The 25,829-nt window shown below is 60.1% G+C and carries 25 protein-coding genes and 1 pseudogene; 13 read left to right on the forward strand and 13 right to left on the reverse strand.

Going from position 1 to position 25,829, the window contains the following annotated elements; translation table 11 throughout:
- Positions 1–215: 215 nt before the first annotated feature.
- The 8 genes from LC531_RS04925 (at position 216) to LC531_RS04960 (ending at position 7,500) form a co-directional block, all read left to right on the forward strand.
- Entirely contained in the window at positions 216–1,118 is a 903-nt protein-coding gene (locus LC531_RS04925) for an ABC-three component system protein (RefSeq protein ID WP_068336079.1), read from the forward strand.
- Positions 1,119–1,127: 9 nt separating this feature from the next.
- Positions 1,128–1,364, forward strand: coding sequence for an ABC-three component system middle component 6 (locus tag LC531_RS04930; protein WP_068336077.1), 237 nt, complete (start codon positions 1,128–1,130; stop codon positions 1,362–1,364).
- On the forward strand, positions 1,361–3,115 hold the full coding sequence (locus tag LC531_RS22855) for an ABC-three component system protein (RefSeq protein WP_223649202.1): 1,755 nt from the start codon (positions 1,361–1,363) through the stop codon (positions 3,113–3,115). Before LC531_RS04930 ends, LC531_RS22855 begins: the two co-directional genes overlap by 4 nt.
- Before the next feature lie 84 nt (positions 3,116–3,199).
- Positions 3,200–3,736, forward strand: a complete 537-nt coding sequence (locus LC531_RS04940; RefSeq protein ID WP_223649203.1) for a helix-turn-helix domain-containing protein — start codon at positions 3,200–3,202, stop codon at positions 3,734–3,736.
- Between the two features lie 103 nt (positions 3,737–3,839).
- On the forward strand, positions 3,840–4,259 hold the full coding sequence (locus tag LC531_RS04945) for a hypothetical protein (protein WP_223649204.1): 420 nt from the start codon (positions 3,840–3,842) through the stop codon (positions 4,257–4,259).
- Positions 4,260–4,392: 133 nt separating this feature from the next.
- Positions 4,393–5,646 carry a metal-dependent hydrolase family protein gene (locus LC531_RS04950; protein ID WP_223649205.1) on the forward strand — a complete coding sequence of 418 codons (1,254 nt, stop codon included), beginning with the start codon at positions 4,393–4,395 and terminating at the stop codon, positions 5,644–5,646.
- 152 nt (positions 5,647–5,798) lie between these two features.
- Positions 5,799–6,506: a cytochrome b/b6 domain-containing protein gene (locus LC531_RS04955; RefSeq protein ID WP_223649206.1), complete on the forward strand. Its 708-nt coding sequence runs from the start codon at positions 5,799–5,801 to the stop codon at positions 6,504–6,506.
- Between the two features lie 151 nt (positions 6,507–6,657).
- Positions 6,658–7,500 carry a molybdopterin-dependent oxidoreductase gene (locus LC531_RS04960; protein WP_223649207.1) on the forward strand — a complete coding sequence of 281 codons (843 nt, stop codon included), beginning with the start codon at positions 6,658–6,660 and terminating at the stop codon, positions 7,498–7,500.
- 73 nt (positions 7,501–7,573) lie between these two features.
- Here the strand turns inward: LC531_RS04960 and LC531_RS04965 are convergent, their stop codons facing one another.
- Positions 7,574–7,969: a hypothetical protein gene (locus tag LC531_RS04965; RefSeq protein ID WP_223649208.1), complete on the reverse strand. Its 396-nt coding sequence runs from the start codon at positions 7,967–7,969 to the stop codon at positions 7,574–7,576.
- Positions 7,970–8,054: 85 nt separating this feature from the next.
- Entirely contained in the window at positions 8,055–8,213 is a 159-nt protein-coding gene (locus LC531_RS04970) for a DUF2256 domain-containing protein (RefSeq protein WP_223649209.1), read from the reverse strand.
- Positions 8,214–8,314: 101 nt separating this feature from the next.
- Between LC531_RS04970 and LC531_RS04975 the strand changes: the two genes are divergently transcribed.
- Positions 8,315–9,064, forward strand: a complete 750-nt coding sequence (locus tag LC531_RS04975; protein ID WP_223649210.1) for a class I SAM-dependent methyltransferase — start codon at positions 8,315–8,317, stop codon at positions 9,062–9,064.
- A 15-nt stretch (positions 9,065–9,079) separates the two neighbouring features.
- Here LC531_RS04975 and LC531_RS04980 read toward each other — a convergent pair whose 3' ends face one another.
- Both LC531_RS04980 and pta read right to left on the reverse strand, forming a co-directional pair.
- Positions 9,080–10,276 (reverse strand): acetate/propionate family kinase, encoded by a 1,197-nt coding sequence (locus LC531_RS04980; protein ID WP_223649211.1) that lies wholly within the window; start codon positions 10,274–10,276, stop codon positions 9,080–9,082.
- Between the two features lie 165 nt (positions 10,277–10,441).
- The gene (gene pta / locus LC531_RS04985) at positions 10,442–12,532 is read right to left on the reverse strand and encodes a phosphate acetyltransferase (RefSeq protein WP_223649212.1); all 2,091 of its coding nucleotides are present in this window, start codon (positions 12,530–12,532) and stop codon (positions 10,442–10,444) included.
- A 168-nt stretch (positions 12,533–12,700) separates the two neighbouring features.
- On the opposite strand from pta, the gene LC531_RS04990 reads away from it, so the two are divergent.
- Positions 12,701–13,117, forward strand: coding sequence for an acyl-CoA thioesterase (locus LC531_RS04990; RefSeq protein WP_223649213.1), 417 nt, complete (start codon positions 12,701–12,703; stop codon positions 13,115–13,117).
- A gap of 131 nt (positions 13,118–13,248) precedes the next feature.
- On the opposite strand, the gene LC531_RS04995 is transcribed toward LC531_RS04990, so the two are convergent.
- The gene (locus tag LC531_RS04995; protein ID WP_223649214.1) at positions 13,249–13,791 is read right to left on the reverse strand and encodes a DinB family protein; all 543 of its coding nucleotides are present in this window, start codon (positions 13,789–13,791) and stop codon (positions 13,249–13,251) included.
- Between the two features lie 160 nt (positions 13,792–13,951).
- Between LC531_RS04995 and LC531_RS05000 the strand changes: the two genes are divergently transcribed.
- The 3 genes from LC531_RS05000 to ppk1 all read left to right on the forward strand — a co-directional run bounded on the left by LC531_RS05000 (position 13,952) and on the right by ppk1 (position 18,783).
- Entirely contained in the window at positions 13,952–15,637 is a 1,686-nt protein-coding gene (locus LC531_RS05000) for an ABC1 kinase family protein (RefSeq protein WP_223649215.1), read from the forward strand.
- Positions 15,638–15,661: 24 nt separating this feature from the next.
- On the forward strand, positions 15,662–16,276 hold the full coding sequence (locus LC531_RS05005; protein ID WP_223649216.1) for a Uma2 family endonuclease: 615 nt from the start codon (positions 15,662–15,664) through the stop codon (positions 16,274–16,276).
- 170 nt (positions 16,277–16,446) lie between these two features.
- The gene (gene ppk1, locus LC531_RS05010) at positions 16,447–18,783 is read left to right on the forward strand and encodes a polyphosphate kinase 1 (RefSeq protein ID WP_223649217.1); all 2,337 of its coding nucleotides are present in this window, start codon (positions 16,447–16,449) and stop codon (positions 18,781–18,783) included.
- 110 nt (positions 18,784–18,893) lie between these two features.
- Here the strand turns inward: ppk1 and LC531_RS05015 are convergent, their stop codons facing one another.
- The 8 genes and pseudogenes from LC531_RS05015 to LC531_RS05050 all read right to left on the reverse strand — a co-directional run bounded on the left by LC531_RS05015 (position 18,894) and on the right by LC531_RS05050 (position 25,825).
- A complete protein-coding gene (locus LC531_RS05015; RefSeq protein WP_223649218.1) occupies positions 18,894–19,871 on the reverse strand; it encodes a Ppx/GppA phosphatase family protein in 978 nt (325 codons plus the stop codon).
- A gap of 69 nt (positions 19,872–19,940) precedes the next feature.
- Positions 19,941–20,108, reverse strand: a complete 168-nt coding sequence (locus tag LC531_RS05020; protein ID WP_223654031.1) for a hypothetical protein — start codon at positions 20,106–20,108, stop codon at positions 19,941–19,943.
- A gap of 40 nt (positions 20,109–20,148) precedes the next feature.
- Positions 20,149–20,196: pseudogene (locus LC531_RS05025) on the reverse strand (hypothetical protein); the annotation flags it as partial.
- 286 nt (positions 20,197–20,482) lie between these two features.
- Complete coding sequence (locus tag LC531_RS05030; RefSeq protein ID WP_223649219.1) at positions 20,483–20,938, reverse strand: virulence RhuM family protein; 456 nt, start codon at positions 20,936–20,938, stop codon at positions 20,483–20,485.
- Between the two features lie 80 nt (positions 20,939–21,018).
- On the reverse strand, positions 21,019–22,284 hold the full coding sequence (locus LC531_RS05035) for a BamA/TamA family outer membrane protein (protein WP_223649220.1): 1,266 nt from the start codon (positions 22,282–22,284) through the stop codon (positions 21,019–21,021).
- A gap of 300 nt (positions 22,285–22,584) precedes the next feature.
- Positions 22,585–22,998 carry an SRPBCC family protein gene (locus LC531_RS05040; protein ID WP_223649221.1) on the reverse strand — a complete coding sequence of 138 codons (414 nt, stop codon included), beginning with the start codon at positions 22,996–22,998 and terminating at the stop codon, positions 22,585–22,587.
- A 224-nt stretch (positions 22,999–23,222) separates the two neighbouring features.
- Positions 23,223–23,978 carry a glycosyltransferase family 2 protein gene (locus LC531_RS05045; protein WP_223649222.1) on the reverse strand — a complete coding sequence of 252 codons (756 nt, stop codon included), beginning with the start codon at positions 23,976–23,978 and terminating at the stop codon, positions 23,223–23,225.
- Between the two features lie 65 nt (positions 23,979–24,043).
- On the reverse strand, positions 24,044–25,825 hold the full coding sequence (locus LC531_RS05050; protein WP_223649223.1) for an ABC transporter ATP-binding protein: 1,782 nt from the start codon (positions 25,823–25,825) through the stop codon (positions 24,044–24,046).
- Between the last annotated feature and the right edge of the window lie 4 nt (positions 25,826–25,829).

The following is a 25,829-nucleotide window of genomic DNA, read 5'->3' on the forward strand; positions in this document are numbered from 1 at the left end:
TCGCAGTACTTGCCGCTGGGTTTGGGCTAGATTGCAACTCAAATTAAGCCGCGCTCGGCTTCGATTTTCATAGAAATAAGGGCAATAAAAAATTTCTTAACATACCAAAAAGGGCGCTAGCTTATTTTTTGAAAATACAAAAATAAGCTAGTAAACTTGCTCGCAAATTGTAGTGAATTATCTACCTTTGTTTGCTTCTACTTATCAGCTTCTCTATGCTCTCTATTACACGCACTTGGTATGAGAGGGAATTTGAGTTAGCTGTTCGGAAAAAGCGCGGCGAGGAATTTCAGGATTTCTTTGCTACCATCATGACGTTGGCGTACCAAGGCGATTTTGTGCGGGTGAGGCCGTGGGGACGGGAGGGCGACCGCAAAAACGACGGGTATCTTATTTCTACCAAAGAATTATTCCAGGTCTATGCACCAACGGAATTAGAAGTAGCTGTAACGATTCGAAAAATCAGAGAAGATTTTGCGGGCGCGGTTCAGCACTGGGACGCTCATTTGACTAAGTGGACGCTAGTGCATAATAGCTTGGATGGGGTGCCGCCCGCTGTGCTGGCTGTGTTTTTGGAGTTGCGGCAGCAGCATCCGAGCAGGCAAATTGGGCAGTTCACCCCTTATGACCTGCGCACAATCGTTTTTACCCTCGGAGCAGCTGATATCGCCCTAGTGCTCGGCCCACCTCTTGAATCCCTGCCCCCCTCCCAGATTACGTTCGACGAAATTCGTGTGGTGCTAGAAAACGTAGCCCGCGTTTTTCCGGTGGCTACCGAATCAGTCGGGACAGTGGATTACGGTAAGCTAGACGCGAATGGCCTGAACCCAGAAAGCCGTCAGATTATCCTATGGGGATACGGGGCTGCAAGCCGGGTAGCTCAATTCTTGGATACTTATACTTTCGACCCCGAATTGGGCCAAAAAGTAGCCGCAACGCTACGTGCCGAGTATCTGCGCCTGAAGGCCACGGGTAGCGGCCCGAACGAAATCTTTGCCGAACTGCTCTCGTTCGTATCGTACCACCGGGGCGAGTCGCCAACGGCGGCGATAGCCGTATTAGCGCACTTCTTCCAAACGTGCGACATCTTTGAGGCGGCTCCCACCTTTACTTCTTAGGCAAGCGCCATGATACTGCCTACTAAACACCTTTCTGCCGACCGGGCCTTGCTCACCATTGGGGGGCAGGTGCTTAGCCTATTAGACAAGCCCAAGACTGTTTCGGTGCTGTGGGAAGACTTTAAGGTGCAGCCAGTGGCGGGAGCAGCAGTTCCGTTCGATTGGTTTATCCTCGCTCTCGACTTGCTGGCTTGCACTGGCATTGTCTCATTAGATGGTACCCGGATTAAGAAAAAAAATTCGTGATTCACCGTATTACCAGCGACCTGCCTTCTTTTAAACCTGTCGAACTACGGCCGGGGCTGAACGTCATTGTCTCGGCTAAGTCGGAGCAATCCAACGATGGGCAGACCCGCAACAAATCGGGAAAATCGAGTTTGCTGATGCTGATTCATTTTCTATTCGGGAAAGAATGCGGCACCGAATCTTTGTTTCGCAAGCCTGAACTGGCAGCCTATACTTTTTCGCTGGAATTTGACTTGCGGGGTGCCCAGGTACGGGTAAGCCGAAGCGGCGCGACTTTTGGCTGGCTAGCAGTGGAGTTGGTGGCGGGTTCAACTGCCCAATGGCCCGACGACCCGTTGCGTGGCCAGGCTAGCGCTAAGATTGCCCAGGCAAAATGGCGTGGGGTGTTGGGCCTAGCTATGTTTGGGTTAGCTGAGAATCTAGGCACTTACGGCCCGACTTTTAGCCAGCTTTTCAGCTATTTTGTTCGGCGGTCGGAAAATGGCGGCTTGGCCGAACCTACCAAACAAGCTGCTCTGCAACAGCCCGCCGATGTGCGGGTAGGGCTTTCGTACTTACTAGGTTTGGATTGGCGTATCAGCCAGGAGCGGGAGCGGCTGCGGCAGGAAATAACTGGGGCGCAAAAGCTCCAGAAGGTGGCGCGGGATGGTGGATTGAGCAGTGTCATAGGCGACCCAGGGCAGGTATTTACGCAGCTCACACTGGCCCAAAAGGGTGTGGACCGGCTAACCAAAGCCCTGGCAGAGTTCCGCATTCTACCCGACTACATGGAGCGCGAAAAGGAAGCTAATCACCTGACGCGCCGATTCAATGAACTGTCCGACGAGGTAGCTCAGCAGCAATTTTACGTGTCCGACTTGCGCCAGTCATTGCAGTCGGAAGATGCCCCGGCAACCACCGATTTAGAACGGCTATATGAAGAGGCCGGCTTGGTACTACCAAGCTTGGTTCGGGTGCGCTACGAAGAAGTCCGGCTATTTCACGAATCCATTGTTCGTAACCGCCGCCTGTACCTAGAAGGCGAAATCGCGGAGGTGGAGGTGGGGATAGCGGAGCGGCGGCGGCAATTGAGCAAGCTCGACACGCGCCGTAGCGAAGTGATGCAGCTATTGCAAACGCACGGTGCCCTCGAACATCACACTCAATTACAAATTGCCTTAAGCAAGGCAGTAGCGCAAACCGAACGACTCAAACAAAATCAACAACTATTGGAGGAAGTGGCTCAGCGCGTAGCGGAGCTTAAAATTCAGCAAGGACAACTGACTCTCCGCTTGCAGCGAGACTTCCGGGAAAACCAGCCCGTGCTGACCGAAGCAGTATTGGCTTTCGAAGCTGCCTCAGAAGCACTTTATAGCGACCCAGGCAATCTGAGCATCTATCCGTCAGAAAATGGGCCGGAATTCAGTATTACGATTCAAGGGCGCAGTAGCCGAGGGGTGAATAGTATGCAGATTTTTTGTTTTGACATGATGCTGATGCAGGTGGCGGGCAAGCAAGGAATAACTCCTGGTTTTCTAATTCACGATAGTCATTTATTCGACCCAGTAGATGAGCGACAGAATGAGAAAGCATGGGCATACGGCGCTGAACTAGCTAGAGAATTAGGCTTTCAGTACATCATTGCGCTAAATTCTGACCAATTTCCCGCGCCGCAAAATCGGGTAACTCAGCTTGCAATTGAACAACATATAATCCCGCCGCATCTTACCGATGCTGACGGCGGTGGACTTTTTGGCTTTGATTTCTATTAATGGATTCCAATTCTACTTAAGCAGGGAATGGGGTTAGCACTAGCTTACTTTTAAATTTTCAAAAATAAGCTAGTGCTAACGCTTATGGGTCGCCGCTCTATTCCTTCTACCTCCCTTGCGGCTACCGTGCGCAAGTATTTTGGCCTTACCCAAACCGAACTAGGCCAGCTGCTGCACCTTACCAGAGGCCAGGTAGCGCACGTGGAAGCCGGGCGGCACCTCTTTTCACCCGCTACTGAGCAGCCACTGTTGGCGCTGGCTGCGTCGCTGCCAGTAGCCAATGAGCCAGCCGACCCCGCCGCCCACCTGGCCCCGCCCGATGCGGCCCCGCTGGCCGCCCGCCTCGACTACTGCCAGCACCACGCCGCCCAGCTGCGCCGCGAGCAGGCGGCCCTCACCCAAGAAATAGAAGTGGCCCGCCGCTGGCAGCAGGCCCTACCCCCTCTACTGGCCCAGGCCCCCGATGTGCCCGCCCGCGCCTGGCTGCTGCGCCGCCAAGAGCAAGCCGCCGCCGACCTCGACGGCGAAACTGCCGCCCGCTACCACCTGTTGCGCCTGCGCGCCGAAGCCCTGGAAGCCGAAGCTGCCGGGCTGGCCGCGCTGCTGCCGCCCGCGGGCTAGGAGTTTTTGACCGCTGAAAAAAGCAGGAAAAATTTGCGCGAGAAGTATTCGGCTATCTACATTTGGGGCGTATTCATTTTTCCTTCATCAAATTTTTTAAAGAATGGCCCTCGATTTAACCTTGCTCACTACCCAAGCCGAGTGCGACGAAGCCCTCGCCGACCTCGCCGCCGAGCTGGAAACCTACCAGCACCGCAATGACAACCTCGATTACGCGGCCAGCCAGGCCGGCCGCACTCTCGGCGACGTAACCGCCCGCCTGGCCGGCGTGCAGGCCGAAATCGACTCGTACACGGCCATGCTCAACGTGCCCAACATGCTGGCCTCGCTGCGCAAGCAAACCGAAAGCCGCCTGCGCCGCGCCAACGACCGCAAGGACAACCTGGCCGAGCGCGGCCAGGCCCGCACCGGCAGCGCCGCCTTCCTGGCCGCCGTCGATGCCGAGCAGGTGGCGGCCCAGGTGGCGACGCTTACCAGCGCCCAGCAAGCCGTGACCACCCGCAAGGCCGCGCTGCCTGCGTAGTTGGTTTTTTGGGTTTGGAAAGGCCGCTCCGCTTGCCGGGGCGGCCTTTTTTGATGGCGTGGGGTGAGGTGCCACGGAGGGCGACCCGAACAAAGCGTACTTTACCACCTCGCCTCGACCCCCGCCAAAAAAAATGCGCCTGCTACTTCTATTGTGCTGCCTGCTACCCCTGCTCAGCTCCGCCCAAACGGCCACCCTACTGCACCCCGCCGCCGTGTTTGATGGCGAAACGCTGCACCCCGGCTGGGCCGTGCTGGTGGAAGGTGAGAAAATAACCGCCGCTGGCCCGGCCGCTACCCTCGTTGCTCCGGCCGGGGCCAACGTTCTGGAGCTACCCGGCCTCACGCTGCTGCCCGGCCTCATCGAGGGGCACTCGCACTTGCTGCTGCATCCTTACAACGAAACCAGCTGGGACGACCAGGTGCTGAAGGAGCCGCTGGCCCTGCGCGTGGCCCGCGCCACGGTGAGCGCCCGCAACACGCTGCTGGCCGGCTTTACCACCAGCCGCGACCTGGGCACCGAGGGCGCGGGCTACGCCGATGTGGGCCTGAAGCAGGCCATAGACCAGGGTATTATTCCGGGTCCGCGGCTACTGGTGGCCACCCGCGCCCTGGTGGCGACCGGCAGCTACGGTCCCCGCCTGGCCGCCGTGGAAGACTTGCCGCAGGGTGCGCAGCAGGCCGATGGCGTGGACAACCTGGTGCGGGCCGTGCGGGAGCAAATTGGCCACGGGGCCGACGTGGTGAAGGTATACGCCGACTACCGCTGGGGGCCGGGCGGCACCACCGAGCCCACGTTTTCGCTCGAAGAGCTGACCCTCATCGTGCAAACGGCGCGCAGCAGCGGGCGCGGGGTAGTGGCCCACGCCAGTACCGCCGAGGGCATGCGCCGCGCCGTGCTGGCCGGCGTCGAAACCATCGAGCACGGCGACGGCGGCACGCCCGAAGTTTTTCGCCTGATGAAAACAAGGGGGGTAGCCCTCTGCCCCACCGTGGCTGCTACCGATGCTACTTCGCAGTACCGCGGCTGGAAAAAAGGCCAGGAGCCTGAGCCGGCGCGGGTAGTGGCCAAGCACCGCGCCGTGCAGGCCGCCCGCCAGGCCGGCGTGACGTTCGTCATGGGTGGCGACGTGGGCGTGTTTCCGCACGGCGATAATGCCCGCGAAATGGAATTGCTGGTAACCGACTACGGCTTCGCGCCGCTGGAGGTGCTGCGCCAAGCCACCAGCGGCAACGCCCAGGTATTTCACCTCGCCGACCGTGGCCGCATCGCCCCCGGCCTGCTCGCCGACCTCGTGGCCGTGGCCGGCGACCCTACCCGCCAGGTAGCCGCCCTGCGCCAGGTGCGCCTGGTGGTGAAGGGCGGGGTAGTGTACAAGCAACCGTAGGGGGTTGGGATTCACCGATTACCGCGCTTCGCTCGCCATGACAATCGGGTTTGGCGTAAACTTTTATTGTAAGGGCATGCGAACTGCTGCGTCTGAGTTGCTACTACGCCGCCCGTTATCTTCACGGGCGCACCCGCTTCCCACTGCATTTTATGAAAAAGCTTGTTGATAAGCACCCGTTGGCTATTCGCTGGTTTCACTGGGCTAATTTCCCGGTGCTCAGCCTGATGATATGGAGCGGGCTGTGGATATACTGGGCCAATGATGTGTACCGTATCGGCTGGGGTAGCACCACGCTGTTCAAGTTCTTCCCGCAGTCATTTTACCAGGCTTTCCACCTCGACCATAAGCTGGCCCAGGGTATGGCCTGGCATTTTGTGCTGATGTGGGTGTTTTTTATCAATGGCCTGCTCTACGTAGGCTACACCCTACTATCGGGCGAGTGGCGCTACCTGCTGCCCAATCGCCATTCTTTCCGCGAAGCCTGGGAGGTGACGCTCCACGACCTGGGTCTGCGCAAAATGGCCCCGCTCGTGCAGAAATACAACGGTGCCCAGCGCATTGCCTACACCGCCGTGGTACTGATGGGCCTGGGCTCGCTGCTCACTGGCCTGGCTATCTACCGGCCCACGCAATTTGCCTGGCTCACGAATTTGCTGGGCGGCTATGGTGCGGCGCGGGTCGAGCACTTCGTGCTGACCATCGGCTACGTGCTGTTTTTCGTGGTGCACGTGGCGCAGGTGGTGCGCGCCGGCTGGAACAATTTCCGCTCAATGGTGGCCGGCTTCGAGATAGAGGACGTACCCGCCGGCGCGGCCGGCCCCGTATTAGCGCAGCGTGAGCCGGACGCGAAAGCATAGGCCGGGCGGGCTGCCGGCTTTTTGGGCCGGCTGTCCGCTCCCAGGTCGCGCCATTCGGGCTGGCGATGAGCGGACAGCCGGCCCAAAAGCCGGCAGCCCGCCCCCAAAACCGCGCTAACAATCAACTATCAGCAACCAGCAATCAGCAAAAATGGACCAGAATCCGATGCCCCCGCACGTCTCGCCCGATGGCCAGGACCTGAAGCTGCCGCCCGGCTCGGCCCTCGACCGCGAGGCTACGCGCCGCACCCGGCGCTCGTTTATTAGCCTGGGGTTGGCGGGCCTGGGCGGCGTGCTGGGCTGGCGCTACCTGCTAGGCCGCCCGCAGGTGGAGGGCGTGCCCGCGCCGTTCCGTAAGGTGCTCAACGCCAACGCGCGCCTCACCGAAGCCTATTTTCGCGAAACGCGCCTGGCCCCCGAGTTTGCCAAGAGCCGGGCCGTGGCCAAGGTGCGCACCAACGGCGACGCGGGCCTGCAATCGGACATCGACCTGAACGCCTGGCGGATGAAGGTGCAGCCCTACGGCGGCGGCCCGGCTCAGGAATTCACCCTGGCCGACATCAAAGCCCTACCCCGCGTGGACATGACCACCGAGCTAAAATGCATCGAGGGCTGGAGCATCATCGTGAACTGGTCGGGCGCGCGCTTCGCCGATTTTTTGGCCAAGTATCCGCTGGCCAGCCGCAGCCGCCAGCCCCTTCAGAGTAGCGCTAATCCGCCCGCCGACCTGGCTCCCTACGTCGGCATCACTACCCCCGATGAGAAATACTACGTGGGCCTGGATATGCAAAGCGCCATTCACCCCCAAACCCTGCTTTGCTACGAGATAAACGGCCAGCCGCTGAGCCTGGCCCACGGCGCGCCGCTGCGCCTCGTCACGCCCCTCAAGTACGGTATTAAGCACCTCAAACGCATCGGTACCATCGCCTTCGCCGATGCTAAACCCGCCGACTACTGGGCCGAACAAGGCTATGACTGGTACGCAGGACACTGATTAAATAGGTAATAAGTAATGAGCAATAGGGTAATGTCGTTCAACTGTGAAAACGACATTACCCTATTATTCATTACAGCACTACCCGAATTTCGTAGTGCTCGGCCTTAGCATCCTGCGCGTTGGGGACGCGCCAGGCACCCACGCGGCTGGGGCCATAGCCGAGGTTGACTTTCACCCACTCGTTGCGGGTGGGTAGGAGGGTCAGAATATCTTGGGCGAGCTGGTTGAGGTCGGTCTGGGCGTCCTCGCGGCGCTGCGTTAGCTCGTCGGCATGTTGGTCAAAGGAACCGGTGGGTGGGCGCTGCTCAAATTCCTGGGCCGATTGAGCTGCGGCCGCGTCGTAGGTGGCCTCGTTGCGGTCGGCCACGGTGAGCTTGCGCAGGTCCTCTTTGGCGGCCAAGTAAGCTTCTACTTTGCGCACGAGGGGTTGCAGGTTGGGGTCGAGGTAGTCGAGGTTGGAAGCCATTTTTTTTAGTGTTTAGTAAATAAGGTTTAGTAATTAGGGCCGTTTAATGAACAAGCGCGAGGGAAACGACATTAATCACTAAACTCTACTCGTTAATCCCTGATTTCTTGTTTCGCTGGCACTTTTCGCTGCAATATTTCACGTCTGGCCAATTGTTGCGCCACTTCTTGCGGTACTCGAAGGGCAGGCCGCAGGTGGCGCAGATTTTAGTGGGGAGCTGGCCTTTTTTCTGCGACGCGAGCATGAGGTGGGGGTAGGAAACGAAATGCCGCCGGACCTTCGCCGGCCGGCCCGGCGCTGTTTACGTTCAAAGAGCCCCTTCCGGCCATCCCTACCCCCCTCCTGATGCCCCACCAAGCCCCCGACCTGCTCGGCCAGGCCCTGCTCGACTACCAGCATGGCCACCACGCAGCCACCCTCACCGTGCAGTGCAGCGCCGCCGAAGATGAGCAATTGCCTGCCGCCTACTTCTTCCGCACCCTGCTGGCCATGCCCGAACTGGAGCGCCAGGCCCTCGATGAGTGCCGCGGCCGCGTGCTCGACCTCGGGGCCGGGGCCGGCTGCCACTCGCTGGAGCTGCAAAGCCGGGATTTTCAGGATGTGCGGGCCGTGGACCATTCTACGGGGGCCGTGCAGGTGATGCAGGCGCGCGGCGTGCGCCAGGTGGCGCAGCACGATATTTTTGCGCCCCGCAGCGCCGAGGAGCGCCCCTACGATACGGTACTTATGCTGATGAATGGCCTGGGCCTGGCCGGTACCCTCGAAGGGCTTGATAAATTTCTGGTCCACGCCCGCACATTGCTCGCTCCCGACGGCCAGCTGCTAGCCACTTCTTCCGACATCAGCTATCTATATCAAGACGAGGACGGCGCGCTGGTATTCAACCTCAACGGCCCGTACTACGGCGAAGTCACTTATACTTTTCAATATAAAGACCAGACCGGTGAGCCCTTCCCCTGGCTCTTTATCGACGCCACGTTGCTGGAAGATGCCGCCCGCGCCGCCGGGTACGAGGTAGACTTTTTGGGTGATGATGAGAATGGCCAGTACTTAGTGCGGCTCACGGTAGTAGGCGGCTTCGAGCCGGGAATATAGGCGCGAGCGGCGCGCCTACCCCCCCAATCCCGCGCACTGCCGCGCTATTTCCAGCTCCTCATTCGTCGGCACCACTAGGATTTTCGCCCGCGATTCCGGCGCGCTCAGGTCGCGCAGGCCGGGCTGGCGTTGCTGGTTAAGCTGCTCATTTAAAACCAGGCCGAAAAAGCCCATATCCTGGCACACAAGCTGGCGCACCAGGGCATCGTTTTCGCCCACGCCGGCGGTGAAAACCAGCGCGTCGAGGCCGCCGAGCACGGCCGTGTAGGCCCCCACGTACTGCCGGATGCGGTAGGCGTAGAGATTGTAGGCCAGGGTAGCGGCCGGGTCGCCGGCCGCCCGCGCCACCCCGATGTCGCGCATGTCATTAGCTCCGGTCAGGCCCAACATGCCGCTCTGTTTGTTGAGGACGGTAGCAACGTCGGCCGGCGCGTAGCCCAGCGCGTCTTGCAGATGCAGCAGAATGGTGGGGTCAAGGTCGCCGGTGCGGGTGCCCATCACCAGGCCGGCCAGCGGGCTAAAACCCATGCTGGTATCCAGCGACTTATCATCGCGCACGGCCGCCGCGCTGCACCCGTTGCCCAGGTGCAGGGTGATGAGGCGGGCCTCGGGCCGGCCCAGGTAAGCGGCCGCCTGCGCAGCCACGTACTGATGGCTGGTGCCGTGAAAGCCGTACTTGCGAATGCCATGCTCGGTATAGAGGGGGGTAGGGAGCGCGTAGCGAAAGGCGTAGTCGGGCAAGGTCTGGTGAAAAGCCGTGTCGAACACCGCCACCTGCCGCGCCGCCGGAAACACCTGCTCCGCTACCTCAATGCCCACCAGGTTGGCCGGATTATGCAACGGGGCCAGCGCAAATAGCCGCCGGATTTCGGCCTTTACCGCCGCGTCAATAACCGTGGCGGCCGTGAATCGGTCGCCGCCGTGCACTACCCGATGGCCCACCACGGCCACTTCGCTGAGGTCTTGCAGCACACCGCCCGGCGCGGCCGTGAGCAGGCGCACCACCTCGCGCAGGCCGGCCGCGTGGTCGGGGAGGGGTAGGGTCAGGTGCTGCTCGGTTGGCGTTTCGCCGCCGAAAACCCGGTGGGTGATAGTGGCTTGTTCGTCGCCGATGCGCTCGACCAGGCCGCTGCACAGCGGCTGCTCATTGGGCCAGGCAAAGAGCTGGTATTTGATGGAACTGCTACCGGAGTTGATGATGAAGATGTTCAAGGAATTTAGGTAAGAATTTAGGTTAAGAATCAAAGAGAACGGTCATGCTGAGCTTGTCGAAGCATCTCTACCACGCCGTTCGGGTGTCGTTCGGTAGAGATGCTTCGACAAGCTCAGCATGACCGTTCTCTTTATTCGCTGAAATCACTGGACCGCCAACTCACTTCACATCTGGCTCTGAATGGCCGTAATCACCACGGTATTAAATACATCGTCCACCGTGCAGCCGCGGCTCAGGTCATTCACCGGCTTGTTCAGCCCTTGCAGCACGGGGCCGATGGCGAGCGCGCCGGTTTCGCGCTGCACGGCCTTGTAGGTGTTGTTGCCGGTGTTGAGGTCGGGGAAGATGAGGACGCTGGCCTGGCCGGCCACCTCGGAATCGGGCAACTTCTGGCGGCCCACGAGCGGGTCCACGGCGGCATCGTACTGGATGGGGCCTTCCACCTTGAGGTCGGGGCGCTGCTGGCGCACCAGCTCGGTGGCTTGGCGCACCTTCTCCACATCGGCCCCCGCCCCGGAGCTGCCCGACGAGTACGAGAGCATCGCCACCCGCGGCGCGATGCCGAACGCCGCGGCACTATCGGCCGACGAAATGGCGATTTCGGCCAGCTGCTCGGCGGTGGGGTTGGGATTTACGGCGCAGTCGCCGAACACGGCCACGCGGTCGGGCAGGCACATGAAAAACACCGACGACACCACCGACACGCCCGGCTTGGTTTTGATGAACTGCAAGGCCGGCCGAATCGTGTGCTGCGTGGTGTGCGCCGCCCCCGACACCATGCCGTCAGCATCGCCCTGATATACCATCATAGTGCCGAAATACGACACGTCGCGCAACAGGTCGCGGGCCATGTCGTGGTTCACGCCCTTGTCTTTGCGCAACTCATAAAACGTCTCTACGTAGCCTGCGTACTGCGGCGAATTCATCGGGTCGAGCACGCGCAGGTGGGTAGGGGGTAGGCTGATGCCCAGGCGCTTAGCTGAGGCCGCGACCTCGGCCGGGTCGCCCAGGATGGTGAGGTCCACCACGTCCTGATGCAGCAGCTGCGCCGCCGCGCGCAGAATGCGGTCGTCGTTGCCCTCGGGCAGCACAATGTGGCGGCGCTGGCGCTTGGCCCATTGCAGCAGCCGGTACTGAAACATGTGGGGGGTAAGCCCTTCCGACTGAAAGCTGACCAGCTTTTCTTCCAAAGCCCGCACGTCCACGAACCGCTCAAAAGTGCTGATAGCCAGCTGAATTTTTTTCGGGTTATCGGCCCCGAAGCGTGACTTCACCGCACTCACCCTGGTCGTGGTCTCGAAGGTGCCGGTCGTCACCGACAGAATGGGCACCGCGTCGGGCAGGCCTTCCAACAGCCGCATAATGGGCGGCGCGGGCTCGGAGCCGGCCGAGAGCACAATGCCCGCTACCCGCGGGTAGTTGGCCGACGTATTGGCCTGCAAGGCGCTCACGATGATGTCGCCCCGGTCGCCAGGCGTTACAATCAGTACGTTCTCCTTCAGGTAATTAAGAAAGTCCGGCACCTGCATCGCGCCGATGATGTAATTGTCTACTTGGTTGCCGAGGCCGGCTTCGCCGAAGAGCAATTTGCCACCCAGGCCGGCGTGAATTTCGCGCATGGTGGGGTGCAGCAGGTTAGGGTCGTCGGGGATAACGGCCAGCAGCACGGCGGCCGGCAGCTGGTCGCGCAGCAGGGCCTGCACGTCGGCTACCTGGGCGGGCGGCACGCGGTTGGCCACCACCAGCAGCACCGGCACCTCGCGGCCCTCAAAACTGCGCAGCGCCGTGAGGACCGCACTCACCACCTGCGCCGTACGCTTATCGGCCCCCGACACTACCAGAATAACCGGTACACCCAGGTTTTTGGCGATGGATACGTTGGCATCGAACTCAAACGCGGTGCCCGCCCCCAGGAAGTCGCTACCCTCCACCACCGTAAAATCATAGTTGTCCTCCCAGTATTTGAATTTACGGATAACCGTGTCAATTAATTCGCCCTGCGCACCGGTTTCGAGCAGGTGCAGCGCCTCGGAGCGAGTGTAGGCGTAGACATCGGCGGGGGGTAGGGGCAGCTTAAAGTAACTGCTGATGGTGGCTAGGTGCGGGTTGGCTTCCTGCGGGGGATTATAATCCACGAGCGGCTTGAAATAACCCACCCGGCGGGCCTGGCCCAGCAGCATATTCACTAGCCCCAGCAGCACCAGGGACTTGCCGCTGTACGGCTCGGCGGCGGCAATAAAAACGGCTTTCGTCATAGTATTGGTTAACGGAAGGAGGGGTAGGGGCGTTGGGTGAAATGCGCGGGCAGTAGCTTGCGGGCGTTTTCTATCTATGAGACTTACATAAATCGTTTGTCATTGCGAGCGCAACGAAGTGGAGCGCGGCAATGACAAACGATTTATCTGAATGCTACCCCCTTCCAAATGCCTTATTCCCAAACCTACTCCGTGCGCTGGGCCGAGCTGGACCCCAACGGCCACATGCGCCACTCCGCCTACGCCGATTTTGCCGCCGATGTGCGCGTGAACTGGCTTGCCAGCCTGGGCTACACCGTCCAGAAATTTGCCGAATTGCGCCTCGGCCCCATCCTCTTCCGCGAAGAAACCAAGTTTTTGAAGGAGCTGCACGGCGGCGAAACCATCCGCGTAGATGGCGTGATGAAAGCCGCTACCCCCGACGGCAGCCGCTGGACCATCCTGCACACCATCTACAAGGCCGATGGCCGCGTGGCCGCTACCGTGGAGGTAGATGGGGCCTGGCTCGACCTCGACCGTCGCAAGCTCACCGTGCCACCCGCCGAATTGGCCCAGGCGCTGAGTAGTGAAGGCAATGAGCAATAGAAGAGCGTCATGCTGACGAAGGAAGCATCTCGCGTAGGGTAGTAAACTTAATCGTTCAATGATGTGAGCGAGATGCTTCCTTCGTCAGCATGACGTTCTTCTATTGCTCATCAACCGCTACCCACTACTCATTACCCCAGCACCTTGCTGATGCGATGGAGCTGCTGCTGGTGGTGCAGCGCGTGGTCGAGCACCGAGGTAATCGTTTGGCCAATGGTGAGCCAGCCGGCGCGCGGGTGGCGAAAAACCGTGTGGTTCAGCTTAGTGCCCGGAAACTCGTGCAGTACCTGTTCCAGCTGCCGACGGATGCTCGTCCACTCGGCACGCAACTCGGGTAGTGGCGCGATGGTTTCGGGCGCGGGCGGCGGCGTCAGCATCGGCGGCACCTTGAACTTGAGGCCGGGCAGGCGCAGCGCCACCCGTAACAGTAGCGCGCGCAGGCGGTTTTTGTAGGTGCCGGGGCGCAGCGCGCCGGCGTCGGCGGCCAGGGTCTGGCGCAGCGCCTGCGTAATGCGCTTTTCGGTCGTCAGCAAATGGTGAATGACCTGGGCCGCTGCCCACTCGCCGGGCACGGGCGGCGTATAGGCACGCGGCCCCAGCGCCTCGGCCGCGGCCAGGGCGTGCTCGGTGGCCAGGTCGAGCTGCTCGAAGAGCAGGTGCAAGCGGTTAGTCATGAGTGCGGGGTGGGAAGGGGGTAGGGCAACGCGTAGACCTTAACTACGCAGCAGACCGCCAAGCCGTTCGATGCGGGCCCCGGCGTAGCTTTGAACAACAAGCAAGCCGGTAATCGTGCCCCGGCCCCGCTTACTACCACTCGCTAACTGCGCCGCCTTCGTGCTTTTCAAAAATACCATTTCCAACCTCACACGCATCCGGCAGGTGGCCGAGGTGCTACTGCGCTACGGCTTTGAGGACGTGGTGACGACGACGCCCCTGCGCCGCCTGGTGAGCCAGAAGCGCCGCCTGCGCTGGCTGGAAAACGACGACCGCGCGGTATTTCAAACCACCCGCTGGGAGCGCATCCGGCTGATAATCGAAGAATTAGGCCCCACCTTCATCAAGCTGGCCCAGGCCCTGAGCAACCGCGCCGACCTGCTACCCCAGGCCCTCATCGACGAGTTTGAGAAGCTGCAAAGCAACGTGCCGCCCTTCCCCACCGTGGAGGCTCGCGCCATCGTAGAAGCCGAGCTGGGCCGCCCGCTGACCGAGGTATTCAGCGAGTTTGAGGACGTGCCCATCGGCTCGGCCAGCATCGGGCAGGTGCACCGGGCGCGCCTGCTCAGCGGCGAGGAGGTAGTGGTGAAAGTGCAGCGCCCCGGCGTGCGCGACAAGGTGGAAGGCGACCTGCGCCTGCTCCACGAGCTGGTGCGCCTCACGGCTACTTTCCTGCGCGGCCAGGGCCTGGCCAACCCCCAGGGCGTGGTGGATGCCTTCGAGCGCAGCATGACCAAAGAGCTGGACTATACCTCCGAAGCCCGCGCGATGGAACAATTGCGCAAGCTCTACGAAGACTACACTACCTTTTACATCCCGAAGCCCTACCGCGAGCTGAGTACCAGCAAAATCCTGGTTATTGAATTCGTAAATGGCTGTAAGATAACCGATAAGGCCCAGCTTCTGGTTTGGGGCCTCAGCCCCGAAACCGTGGCCGAAACGGGTATGGACATCTACCTGACCCAGATATTCGAGTTCGGGTTTTTCCACGCCGACCCGCACCCCGGCAACGTGCTCGTGCGCCCCGATGGTACGCTGGTGCTCATCGACTTTGGTATGGTGGGTAAGCTCACTAGGCAGCAGAAGTATGCTTTTGCGGGCGTCTTCATTAGCATGGCCCGCCAGGATGCGCGTAGCATGGCGCTCAATTTTCGCCGCCTGGCCCTCAGCAGCGACATTCCCAATATGCGCGCCTTCGAGGCCGACCTCGGCCAGCTCATCGAAGACTTCGCGGTGCTCGACGTGCAGGACATGAGCATGGGCGACCTGGCCGACTCGCTGCAAGGTATTATCTACCAGTACAAATTGCAGGTGCCGGGCGCGGTATTTCTCATTCTGCGGGCACTGGTTATTCTGGAAGGTATCGGCAAGGTGCTGCACCCGCACTTCAATACCTTCGAGTTTGTGCGGCCCTACGGGGCCAAAATTCTTAAGGAACAGTATTCGCCCGAAAATATTCTGAACGAGGCTGAGTACACGGGCACCCAGCTGCTGGCCCTGCTTCAGACCCTACCCACCGACCTGCGCCAGATAACCCGCAAAATCAGCAAGGGCGAGTTGCGGGTGAAGGTGGAGCTGAGCGGCTACACCAGCCTGCTGCGCAAGGCCGACCAGCTCGTGAGCCGCACCGTGCTGGCGCTGCTGGCGGTGGGCACGCTGCTCTTCGCAGGCTTGAGTTTGCTCGGCCGCTACCCCCCGCAGATGCCGTATTTCCGCGGCCTACCCCTCGTAACGTGGTACAGCCTCGGAGCCACCGCATTCTTGCTGCTGCTGCTCACGCTACCCCGCCGCACGCGCCGGGAGTAGGCTTTTCCAGCTTATCTTGCTGCTATGACGCCCACGCTGCCCTCCGTTATCACCGATATCTCGCAGCTCGACCTGAGCCAGTCGTACACCTACGCCGATTACCTGAGCTGGAAATTCACGGAATATGTGGAGCTGATACGCGGTAAGGTGATGCGCAAAATGTCGGCCCCCGTCACCGCGCATCAGCGGTGCTCCATGAATTTTAGCCGAGAAATAGGCTTTTACTTAAAGAGTAAAACCTGCGAAGTTTTCGCCGCGCCCTTCGATGTGCGGCTGACCCGCAACACCGGCAACGGCGACGCGCAGGTGCGCACCGTGGTGCAGCCCGACCTCTGCGTGGTTTGCGACCCCACTAAGCTAGACCGCCGTGGCTGCCTCGGCGCGCCCGACTGGATTATCGAAATTATCTCGCCCGGCACGGCCGCCTACGATAATCACACCAAGTTCAACCTCTACGCCGAGAATGGGGTAGGCGAGTATTGGATAGTCTTTCCCGGCGAGCGCAGCATCTCGGTCTACACGCTGCAAGATAGTGATTACCAGCTCCAAGGCGACTACTACGAGCCCGGCTTGGTACCCAGCCGCACCTTGCCCGAGCTGCAATTGCAGTGGGCCGACGTGTTTGAGAACGTAGGGTAAACCAGGGGGTAGGGCGCACAGCAAGGACTCGCGGCCGGCCGATGGCGTAGTTATGCAGGCGCAGTAATTGCCGGGCCGCCCCGCTGCCCGGTAGCTTTGTGCCACAGCACCACCCGCGCCGTCCACAAAATCCGTAAAGTCCGTTAAAATTCGTGCTAATCAGTGGTCCTATGAAGCTTTTCAAATCCGCCGACCTCATCCGCAAAAGCAAGTACATCAGCCGCGATTTGAGCTGGCTGCGGTTTAATTACCGCGTGCTCGACCAGGCCAAGGACCCTGGTCGGTCGCTCTTCGACAAGCTGCGGTTTATGAGCATCACCAGCTCGAACCTGGACGAGTTTTTTATGATTCGGGTCGGCTCGCTTTATAATTACCTCGACTATGGCAAGGAGCGGGTGGACTACTCCGGCCTGCGTGAGCTGCCCTTCCGGCGCAAGCTGCTCGACTTCGCCCACCGCTTCGTTAATGACCAGTCCTTGACGTACTTAAACGAGTTGAAGCCGCAATTTGAGAAGCAGGGATTCAGCATCCGGCGAGTGGAGGAGCTGACCGAGGTGGAGCTGAAAAAGGTAGAGGGCTACTTCAAGAACACCGTTTTCCCGCTGCTCACGCCGATGGTGTACGATTCGTACCACGGCTTCCCGCTTATCATCAACCAGGTGCTAACTTTTGGGGTCGTGACGCGCGAAAGCAACCTGGCCGATGCCGTGCTGCCCGTCGTCAGCGCCCTACCCCCCGACGTGGAGAAGGGCCAGGAGCGCCTCACCTTCGTGCAGATTCCGCAGAACCTGACCCGGTTTTTTGAAATCACGCGCAAGGACCGGGTGGTATTCGTGCCCATCGAGGAAATCGTGCGGGCCAATTTGCCTAAGCTCTTTCGCAACGTCGAAATCCTGTCGGCCGACCTGTTCCGCGTCACCCGCAACGGTGATTTTACGCTGGAAGAATCGGAAGATATTGACACCGATTTTATCAAAGAAATACAAACCGGCCTCAAAACCCGCAAGCGCGGCCGGGTAGTGCGCGTGGAAGTCGAGCCCGACGCTTCGCCCTACCTGATGAACGTGCTGCGCGAGCGCTGGAACATCGATAACGGCAACATCTTTGTCATTCCAGTTCTGCTGGATATGAAGGGGTTAAATCAGATTCTGCGCTATCCCAGCTTCAAGGGCAAGGGCTCGAAGCTGCCCGCGCCGGTGCCGCCGCTGAGCTTGCCCGACGGAGCCGATGACAATTTATTTGAGTACCTGAAGCACCACGACGTGCTGCTGCACCACCCGTATAATTCAATTGAGCCGGTAGTGCGACTGCTGGAGCGCGCCGCCGAAGACCCGCAGGTATTGGGCATCAAGCAGACGATTTATCGGCTGGCCGAAGACTCGCGCGTGACCGCCGCCCTGCTCAAAGCCGCCGAAAATGGTAAGCACGTCTCGGTGCTGTTTGAGGTAAAGGCGCGCTTCGATGAAGAGCGCAATATCCGGGAAGGGGCGCGGCTCGAAAAGGCCGGTTGCTTCGTCATCTATGGGGTAGGGAAGTATAAGACTCACACCAAGATGCTGATGATTATTCGCAAGGAAGGCGAGAAGGTGACGCGCTACGTGCACATCGGCTCGGGCAACTACAACGAGCAAACCTCGCGCCTCTATACCGACCTGAGTATGCTCACCACCAACGACACGTATGGCCACGACGTATCGGAGTTTTTCAACGTTATCACCGGCCACTCGCAGCCCGACGACTACGAATACCTGATTACCGCGCCCCGCGACATGCGTCAGCAGCTCATCCACCTGGTGCGCGAAGAGGCCAAAAACGCTAAAAAGGGCCTACCCAGCGGCATCGTAATGAAGATGAACTCACTGGAAGACAGAGAGTTGATTGACGAGTTTTACAAGGCTAGCAAGGCGGGCGTGCCCATCCGGTGCATCGTGCGGGGCATCTGCTGCCTGCGGCCGGGTAGGGCGGGCCTGAGCGAGAATATCGAGGTGAAAAGCATCGTGGGCGAGTATTTGGAGCACGCCCGACTGTTCTATTTCCATCACAACGGCGAGGCCAAGCTCTTCGCCGGCTCGGCCGACGCGATGGTGCGCTCCTTCGACCGCCGCATCGAGGCGCTGTTCCTGATTGCCAACCCGCAGCTGCGCCGCGAGGCCATCCTGATTTTGCAGCTCAACCTGCTCGATAACCTCAACAGCTACTTCATGCGCGAAGATGGGGCCTACATCCGGCAGGAGCCCGCCGCTGGCGAAACGCCCGTCAACATTCACCGCGATTTCTACCGTCGCCCCGATGAAGCGCAGCTCGCTCAGGCCACGCCCGCCGGCTTACTGGCTCTGCTGCACGAGCAGGCAGCTCAGCGCCGCCGCCTCGCCGAAGAAGTGGTAACTGCCAATCTGACTCCCCTCGATGGGGAAGCCGGCACCGATGGCTTCGGGCCGGGCGAGGTCATTATGGAAGAAGAGGTAGAAAACGAAGCCGATATTGCGGCTACGGTAGTAGACGAGTAAAGTCGTTTGTCATTGCGAGCGCAGCGCGGCAACCTTTCCTTGTCATTGGGTTACTAACCCTAACAACGAGGAAAGATTGCCGCGCTGCGCTCGCAATGACAGATGTGTAGCTATACCAACGGACCATTTTCCACGTCGGCTACCGGCAATATATTGGGGTGCACGGTAGGGCTGATTTCGTCGAAATACTGCTCGAACAGGGCTTGCAGCATCCCGTCTTTGAGGCCGATGTCGGGCACTATCATGCTGTTGACGTTGGCCCAGTCCATCGCGGCCAAGTAGATATGGCCGGCGGGCACGATGACGTCGGCGCGGTCGGGGTTGAGCAGGGCAATATTCACGCGCTCATTCATGCTGAGGCCACTCAGGCGCTCCAGCAGCGCCTGAATCTGGCGCTTGGTAACGGGCTTATTGGGCGCGGCCGATGACATGCTGTAGAGTTTGTTGATGTTGCCGCCCGTGCCGATGGCGCGGGTCACGTGGTAGCGGCGGGCGTTTTCGCGCACCCAGGCCTCCATGCGCTGCCAGAGGCCGTTCATCTCCTCCACCGTGCGGCCGCTTTCCTCCTGCTGCATCCGGCGGATAGAGCCAATTTCGAACGACTGCGCGGCTACTTTACGCCGGTCGTGGTAGATATTGAATTCGGTGCTACCCCCCCCCACGTCGATGTGCAGGTAGTGACGGTTGTCCTCCAGCACGTGCTCAATTACGCGGTTAATGTACAAAGCTTCGGCCTGGCCATCAATTACTTGCACGTCCATATCCAGCTCCTGCTTGATGCGGGCCGCGATGGCCGCGCCGTTGCGGGCCGTGCGCATGGCTGAGGTGGCGCAGATGAGGCAGTGCGACACCTCGTGCACCTCCATCAGCAGCTTGAGCGCATGCAGAAACTTGACAAACTTATCAGCTTTGCGCGGTGGAATCTCGCCGGTGGCAAATACATCCGCGCCCAGTCGCAGGGGGTAGCGCACGTACTCGACGCGCTTGAGGCGGTAGCGGCCATTAAAAAAAAGCACCGCCGAAATCTGGCAGCGCACGGCATTCGAGCCAATATCAATGGCGGCAAGCTTGGTTAGCTGATACTCCATGCCGCAAAGCTAACCGCAGATTCAACCGGATTCAACGGATACGCCGCTAAAGCGGCTGCTTACGCGGAGTTAGTTTTCTTCGGTTATCAGGTTCACTACCAGCGTCACCATTACGTCTTTGTCTTCGGGCCGGCTCTCGGCGATGAGCAGCGTGAGGGCTACCAGGGCGTTGTTCGGCGAGCCGCCGTGCGCCACCCGGCCGGTAGAGGCAGCCGTTGCGGTCCAGAAAGTACACAAACAGGAAGGCCGCAATGCGCTTATTGCCATCCGAAAACGAATGGTTTTTCACCACGAAATATAGTAGGTTAGCTGCTTTTTCCTCCACGCTCGGGTACAAATCCTACCCGCCAAAGCTCTGGTAGATAGTGCATACTAAACTTTCAAACGACCGGTCCTTCTCACGCCTAAATAACTCGGAGCCGCCAAACTGCCCCCGCAGCGTGTTTATCGTTTACATGGCACCTTCGTAGGTCAACTCGAAACTAGCTTCGGCGGCCGGCGCTACCGTGTCGCGGGCCACGCGCAGGCGCTGGTGGTCTACTGGTCGAGCACGTCGCGGGCGCGGGCGTAGTCGCCCAGGATGCGCAGCAGCGCGTCAGACTGGTCGGCAGTCAGCTCCTGGCTACTTCGGCTTGTGGCTGCACAAGGCGCTTGAGGTCGGCGAGCTGGCGGGCGCTTTCGCGTAAGCGCTGCTCATTCAGCACAAAACCCTGCACCAAGTATTGGCGCAGCACCTGGGTAGCCCACTGCCGAAAGCTGGTACCCCGTTTGGACTTCACCCGGTAACCGACCGAGATGATAACGTCGAGGTTGTAATAATTGGTGAAGTAAGATTTGCCATCGGCGGCAGTTGTCCGGGATTCCCGGACAACTGCCGTCTTATCTAATTCATTCTCTTTGAAAACGTTGCCAATGTGCTCGCTAACAGTTTTCTTCGAAATATCGAACAACGTAACCATCTGCGCCTGCGTGAGCCACACGGTATCGTGGTCGAGCTGCACGTCGAGGCGAATTTGGCCGTCGGGCGACTGGTAGAGCTGAATATCGGGGGTAGGGGTAGGGAGCATAAAGTAACTCGGTGGGAAAAGAGCGAAACGGTAAAGCTAAGCTCATTTGCTAAAGAGAAAAATAGCTATCCGAAGAATTACTAAAATACTTCCCCTAAATTCAGCGACAGGCCGTGCGAGCCATCCAGGCCGAAGGCGTAGTCTACGGCCAGGTTGGTGCGGGAGGCTTTATTGAGGTTCAGGCGCAGGCCGCCGCCGATGGCGGGCACCACCCGCTTGAAAGTGCCATCGACCACGCGGCCATGCACGACGCTTAGCTCCGTCACACTCTGCGCATTGGTGAAGACCACGCCGCCGAGTAGGCGGTTGGGGGTAATGCCGAAGCGGTATTCGGCCTCGCCGTACACGAAATTCTTGCCCCGAAATCGGCCCTGAATAAAGCCCCGGCCGGTATTACCGTACATATCCCAGCCGGTGGCAGGCAGGTCCAAAAAGGGTGGATTACCGTTGAGAGTGAGAGCATTGTACGACCATAGGGCTAGTATATTGGGCGAAGTCGGCGACGGGTGCAGGTACCAGCGCCCTTCCAACAGCAGCGACTGGTAGTTGGTGTTGCTGCCCAGCGCCCGTAGGTTGGGCCGGTACTGCACGTTGAATAAGTAGCCACCCAGCGGGTTGATGGAGTTGGCACGGCTGTCGTGCAGCAGGCTCACAACCGGCCCCGATGACGTAGAGCGCCCCTCCACGCCGTAAGTGTAGCGTGAGATAGATGCCACTTCGTGGCGGCTGTTGCGGCTCACGATATCCCAGTGGTCGTCGAGCTGGTAGCCCAGGCCCACGTACCAGGCCGGGGCCACGCGCCGAAACACGGTTTGGTAAAAGCGCAGGTACTTGTAGTCCATCGACACTACGCCGCTGGTAGTATTGGTGAACATGCCTAGGCCGTAGGTGCTCTGGGGGTAGCGCAGCACGCGCCAGTCGCCCACCCAGTTCCAGGCATTGTAGGGCCGCCACACCGACGAGGTGAGCGTGAAGATGAGCTGCTTATTGAGCGTGTATTCGGCCGCGCCCACCACGGTCGAGACATTGGCCCCCGGCTGCCGAAACGCCAGACTCAGGGCCACCTCGGCCACGGCGCGGGTTTGCTGCGAGTAGCCCACCACGGGCACTAGCAGTAGCGCGTGGTGGCCGGGCTGCAGGGCGGCCGAGTCACGAGCCGGCACGCGGGCGTAGAGGCGGTGCGCTACGTCGGCTACGTCGAGCGGGGCCGGCGCGTCGGCGGGGTGCAGGCCGGGCGAGTTGCCTACCTGCGCGTGGACCACCCGCACCGCCAGCCCCAGGGCCAGCAGCAGACCGCCGCGGCAGAGCCGCGGCCACCACCAAGATGAAGAGTGCGTGTACGCCAAGTAATTGCGAAAGCCAGGAGCTACCCATTGGCCCGGCCAAGGTACCGCTGCCAGTGGGCTTTCGCCACCACAGACAGCAAAACCCGGCTAAGGTTCAAGAGTGGTCGCGCTGGCTGCTCTCTTTTGGAGCAGGGGTCGCCCGTAGTGGGCGAAACCCACATAGCAAGGCCCCGTTGGCTACTGCCACGGGGCCCCGATAATCTATAGGATAACAAGCATTCGATTGACTAACACGTAAATTGGCGTAGCTGCCTGATAGGTAGCAGCTCACGCGATAAACAGCGCCCGGCGGGTAGTGCCTCAGTCCTGCTCCAGCACCAGCTTGAGCAGGTTCAGGCCGGCGGCGGTGTGCACCAGGCCCGATTGAAACTCTTCCAGGCCCAGGTCTTCAGGCTTTACAAACGTGACGGCCAGGTGGCAGCCCGTGGGCGTGGGTACCATCTGCACCGGCACGTGCCAGGCCCCCACGGGGTACATCAGCTCATAGTCGATGAGGCCGTGCGCTGCGTCGTAGAGGGGCCGTAGCTTGGCCAGGCCGTGGGGCAGCTTTACCAGCCACTGGCCGAAGGGTAGGGGCCGTACCGACTCGACCTGCGGCATGGCCCAAGGCAGCCACTGCGGCGCGTCGTTCATGAAATCGAAGGCTTTGGCCACCGGACAATTGATGTCGATGGCTTGCACCACGGTGACAGCGGGAGTAGCGAGCGGGCTCATAAACGGAAGCGTAAGAGGGTGGGAGCAGCGTAGTAAATCCGAACTGATAATCGAAGTACGGAACCCTTTCCCGCGCCGGATTTAGTACTCGCTCAACTCCCACCGCTACCCGGCAGACTAGTCCGAATTCGGGTTGAATGATTTTTTGGCTAAATAGGATGAAAACAGTACCCGTGAAGTTGAAATAAGCGACAAAATGTAACCTTTACTGCTCATTATCAAACTTATGGCTCTTGAATTCCTAACTCCCGCAACTGGGCCGAATATTTTCCGAAAATAAGTTTCAAATCTGCGTGGTGCTTGGCCGCGTCGATGCCTTGACTGGTGTTTTGGGCATGAAAGCGGTGCAGGTGGCTATAGTGCGGGCACACCACGGGCAGGTGCCCGGCCAGCAGAAAGCGCACGTACAAATCGAGGTCTTCGGCGGTGGGTAGCGCGGCGTCGTAGCCGCCTACCTCGTCGAGCAGGGCCTTGCGGTAGCACACGTTGCCCTGAATAAAATGCTCGGCCCGGAAAATAGCCCGGAGCATAGCCACGGGCGAGTCGAACTGCCAAGCATAGTAGTCCTCGCCGGGCAGGTAGCGGCCCTGCGCATCTACGCGCAGGAAGTCGGCTACCAGCCAGGGCCGGTTGGGGTGCGCCGCAATGGCCGCGCCGTAGTGATAAAGGGCACGTTGCAGCAGCAGGTCGTCGTCGTCGAGGGGCGTGAGCCAGGCATCGGCGGGGGCGTGATGGGCCAGCTGGTTGCGGGCGTAGCCGGGGCGGCGCGAAGCCGTGTCGAGCCAGTAGCGCAGGGCCGGGCCGGGCTGGGCGGCCGCCCCGGCGAGCCAGGCGGCGGTGCCGTCTTCGGGGCCATTCTGGTAGATAAAATGCTCAAAAGAAAAATCGAGCGGAGCCGAGATGCTGGCCCGCACACTGGCCACGGTTTCGGGCAGCAACGCCCGGCGCTGGTGGCTGGGGGTAATAACGATGAAGTGCATAGCCCCCTCTTTCGGGGGGTAGGGCCGAAAGGTTACGGTTATCCCATCCCACTAAGCGGCGTATCCTACGCTTGCTGCAGCGCCACTTCCTTGCGCTCGCCAATCTGCTGCCGCCACATGGCATAATACAGCCCTTTCTGCGCCAGTAGCTCGGCATGGCCGCCGGCCTCGGCCACCTGTCCGCGCTCCAGCACAAAAATGCGGTCGGCGTGCAGAATCGTGCTCAGGCGGTGCGCAATGAGCACCGTAATGTGCTGGCGCGAGCCCGACAGCTCGCGCACCGTGCGCCCGATTTCTTCCTCCGTAAGCGAGTCCAGGGCCGAGGTGGCTTCGTCGAAAACGAGGAGGGTAGGGTGGCGCAACAGGGCGCGGGCAATGCTGAGGCGCTGCTTTTCGCCGCCGCTCACCTTCACGCCACCCTCGCCGAGCACCGTGTCGAGGCCCTTGGGCGCGCGGGCCAGTAGGGTATCGGCCGCCGCCTGGTGCAGGGCGCGCAGGCACTCCTCATCGGTGGCCTGGGGCGCTACGAAGCGCAGGTTCTCGCGAATAGTGCCGGCAAACAGTTGCGTGTCCTGGGTTACGAAGCCGATTTGTTCGCGCAGCTGGTCCAGGTCCACATTCTTGCTCGAAATACCGTTGTAGAGAATCTCGCCCGAAAGGGGGGGGTAGAGACCCACCAGTAGCTTCACGAGCGTGGTTTTGCCCGAGCCGCTGGGACCCACGAAGGCGATGGTTTCGCCCAGCTTGGCCGTGAAAGAGATGCCCGCCAGCGCCGGATGCGGAGCCGTGAGGTGCTTAAATGTCACGTCCTCAAAGGCCAGCGTCTCAATGCGTTCCACCACCTGCGGGTGGGCCGGCTTCACGTCGCGCGGAGTGTCGAGTATCTTCTGGAAATTGGCCAGCGACGCCTCCGACTCGCGGTAGTTGCCGATGATGGTACCAAACTCCTGCAACGGCCCGAAGATGGAGAACGAGTAGATAAAGAACGAGAAAAACTCGCCTAGGCTGATGTGATTCTGCACCCGCAAGTACAAGAGCAGCAGGATAATAATATTGCGCAGCAAATTTACAAACGTGCCCTGCACGAAGCTCAGCGAACGCAGGTAGCGCACCTTGCGCAGCTCCAGCTTTAAGATTTTATTGGTGATGCCGTTCAGGCGGTCGGTTTCCTGCTGAGCTAGGCCCAGGCTCTTAATTAACTCGATGTTGCGCAGGCTCTCGGTGGTAGAGCCGGCCAGCGACGTGGTTTCAGCCACGATGGTCTTCTGAATGACCTTGATGCGCTTGCTCAGCGCAAAGCTCAGAATACCCAGCAGCGGAATGGTAAGGAAGTAGCCCAAGGCAATGGGCCAATATACGCTGATGGCGTACCACATCACGAAAATAATGCCTACCAGCGCCGTAAATAGCACGTTCACAAAGCTTTGGATGAGCTTTTCCACGTCGAGCCGCACCTTCTGGAGCTTGCCCAGCGTCTCGCCCGAGCGCTGGTCCTCAAACACCTGGTAGGGCAAATCGAGCGAGTGCCGTAGGCCATCGGAATACATGGTGGCCCCCAGCCGCTGGGTAATGACGTTGACGTAGTAATCCTGGAAATTCTTGGCAATGCGCGACACCATTGCTACCCCCAACATCATGGCCAGCAGTGGAATAGCCTCCCGGAAAAACGGCGCAAACGGCACCTTGCGCAAGCCACTGATGTCGGGGTAGCGCGTCGTAAACTGGTCTACCAGCTTGCGGAAAATGTAGGGGTCAAGCAGCGAGAAAATCTGGTTGACGGCCGCCAGTACCAGGGCCAGCACCAGAAAGCGCCAGTAGCGGCGTAAATAAGAATATAGGATTTGCATAAAA

The organism is Hymenobacter psoromatis (genome assembly GCF_020012125.1).
GTDB classification, from domain to species: domain Bacteria; phylum Bacteroidota; class Bacteroidia; order Cytophagales; family Hymenobacteraceae; genus Hymenobacter; species Hymenobacter psoromatis.

Coding starts and splice junctions, on each gene's coding strand:
- LC531_RS05050 (WP_223649223.1), bottom strand. CDS start 25,825: ATGCAAATCCTATATTCTTATTTACGCCGCTACTGGCGCTTTCTGGTG.
- LC531_RS05015 (WP_223649218.1), bottom strand. CDS start 19,871: ATGGAGTATCAGCTAACCAAGCTTGCCGCCATTGATATTGGCTCGAAT.
- LC531_RS04960 (WP_223649207.1), top strand. CDS start 6,658: ATGGACCAGAATCCGATGCCCCCGCACGTCTCGCCCGATGGCCAGGAC.
- LC531_RS04995 (WP_223649214.1), bottom strand. CDS start 13,791: ATGACTAACCGCTTGCACCTGCTCTTCGAGCAGCTCGACCTGGCCACC.
- LC531_RS04970 (WP_223649209.1), bottom strand. CDS start 8,213: ATGCTCGCGTCGCAGAAAAAAGGCCAGCTCCCCACTAAAATCTGCGCC.
- LC531_RS04975 (WP_223649210.1), top strand. CDS start 8,315: ATGCCCCACCAAGCCCCCGACCTGCTCGGCCAGGCCCTGCTCGACTAC.
- LC531_RS05045 (WP_223649222.1), bottom strand. CDS start 23,978: ATGCACTTCATCGTTATTACCCCCAGCCACCAGCGCCGGGCGTTGCTG.
- LC531_RS04940 (WP_223649203.1), top strand. CDS start 3,200: ATGGGTCGCCGCTCTATTCCTTCTACCTCCCTTGCGGCTACCGTGCGC.
- ppk1 (WP_223649217.1), top strand. CDS start 16,447: ATGAAGCTTTTCAAATCCGCCGACCTCATCCGCAAAAGCAAGTACATC.
- LC531_RS05040 (WP_223649221.1), bottom strand. CDS start 22,998: ATGAGCCCGCTCGCTACTCCCGCTGTCACCGTGGTGCAAGCCATCGAC.
- LC531_RS05030 (WP_223649219.1), bottom strand. CDS start 20,938: ATGCTCCCTACCCCTACCCCCGATATTCAGCTCTACCAGTCGCCCGAC.
- LC531_RS04990 (WP_223649213.1), top strand. CDS start 12,701: ATGCCTTATTCCCAAACCTACTCCGTGCGCTGGGCCGAGCTGGACCCC.
- pta (WP_223649212.1), bottom strand. CDS start 12,532: ATGACGAAAGCCGTTTTTATTGCCGCCGCCGAGCCGTACAGCGGCAAG.
- LC531_RS04925 (WP_068336079.1), top strand. CDS start 216: ATGCTCTCTATTACACGCACTTGGTATGAGAGGGAATTTGAGTTAGCT.
- LC531_RS04965 (WP_223649208.1), bottom strand. CDS start 7,969: ATGGCTTCCAACCTCGACTACCTCGACCCCAACCTGCAACCCCTCGTG.
- LC531_RS04945 (WP_223649204.1), top strand. CDS start 3,840: ATGGCCCTCGATTTAACCTTGCTCACTACCCAAGCCGAGTGCGACGAA.
- LC531_RS05005 (WP_223649216.1), top strand. CDS start 15,662: ATGACGCCCACGCTGCCCTCCGTTATCACCGATATCTCGCAGCTCGAC.
- LC531_RS04930 (WP_068336077.1), top strand. CDS start 1,128: ATGATACTGCCTACTAAACACCTTTCTGCCGACCGGGCCTTGCTCACC.
- LC531_RS04950 (WP_223649205.1), top strand. CDS start 4,393: ATGCGCCTGCTACTTCTATTGTGCTGCCTGCTACCCCTGCTCAGCTCC.
- LC531_RS04955 (WP_223649206.1), top strand. CDS start 5,799: ATGAAAAAGCTTGTTGATAAGCACCCGTTGGCTATTCGCTGGTTTCAC.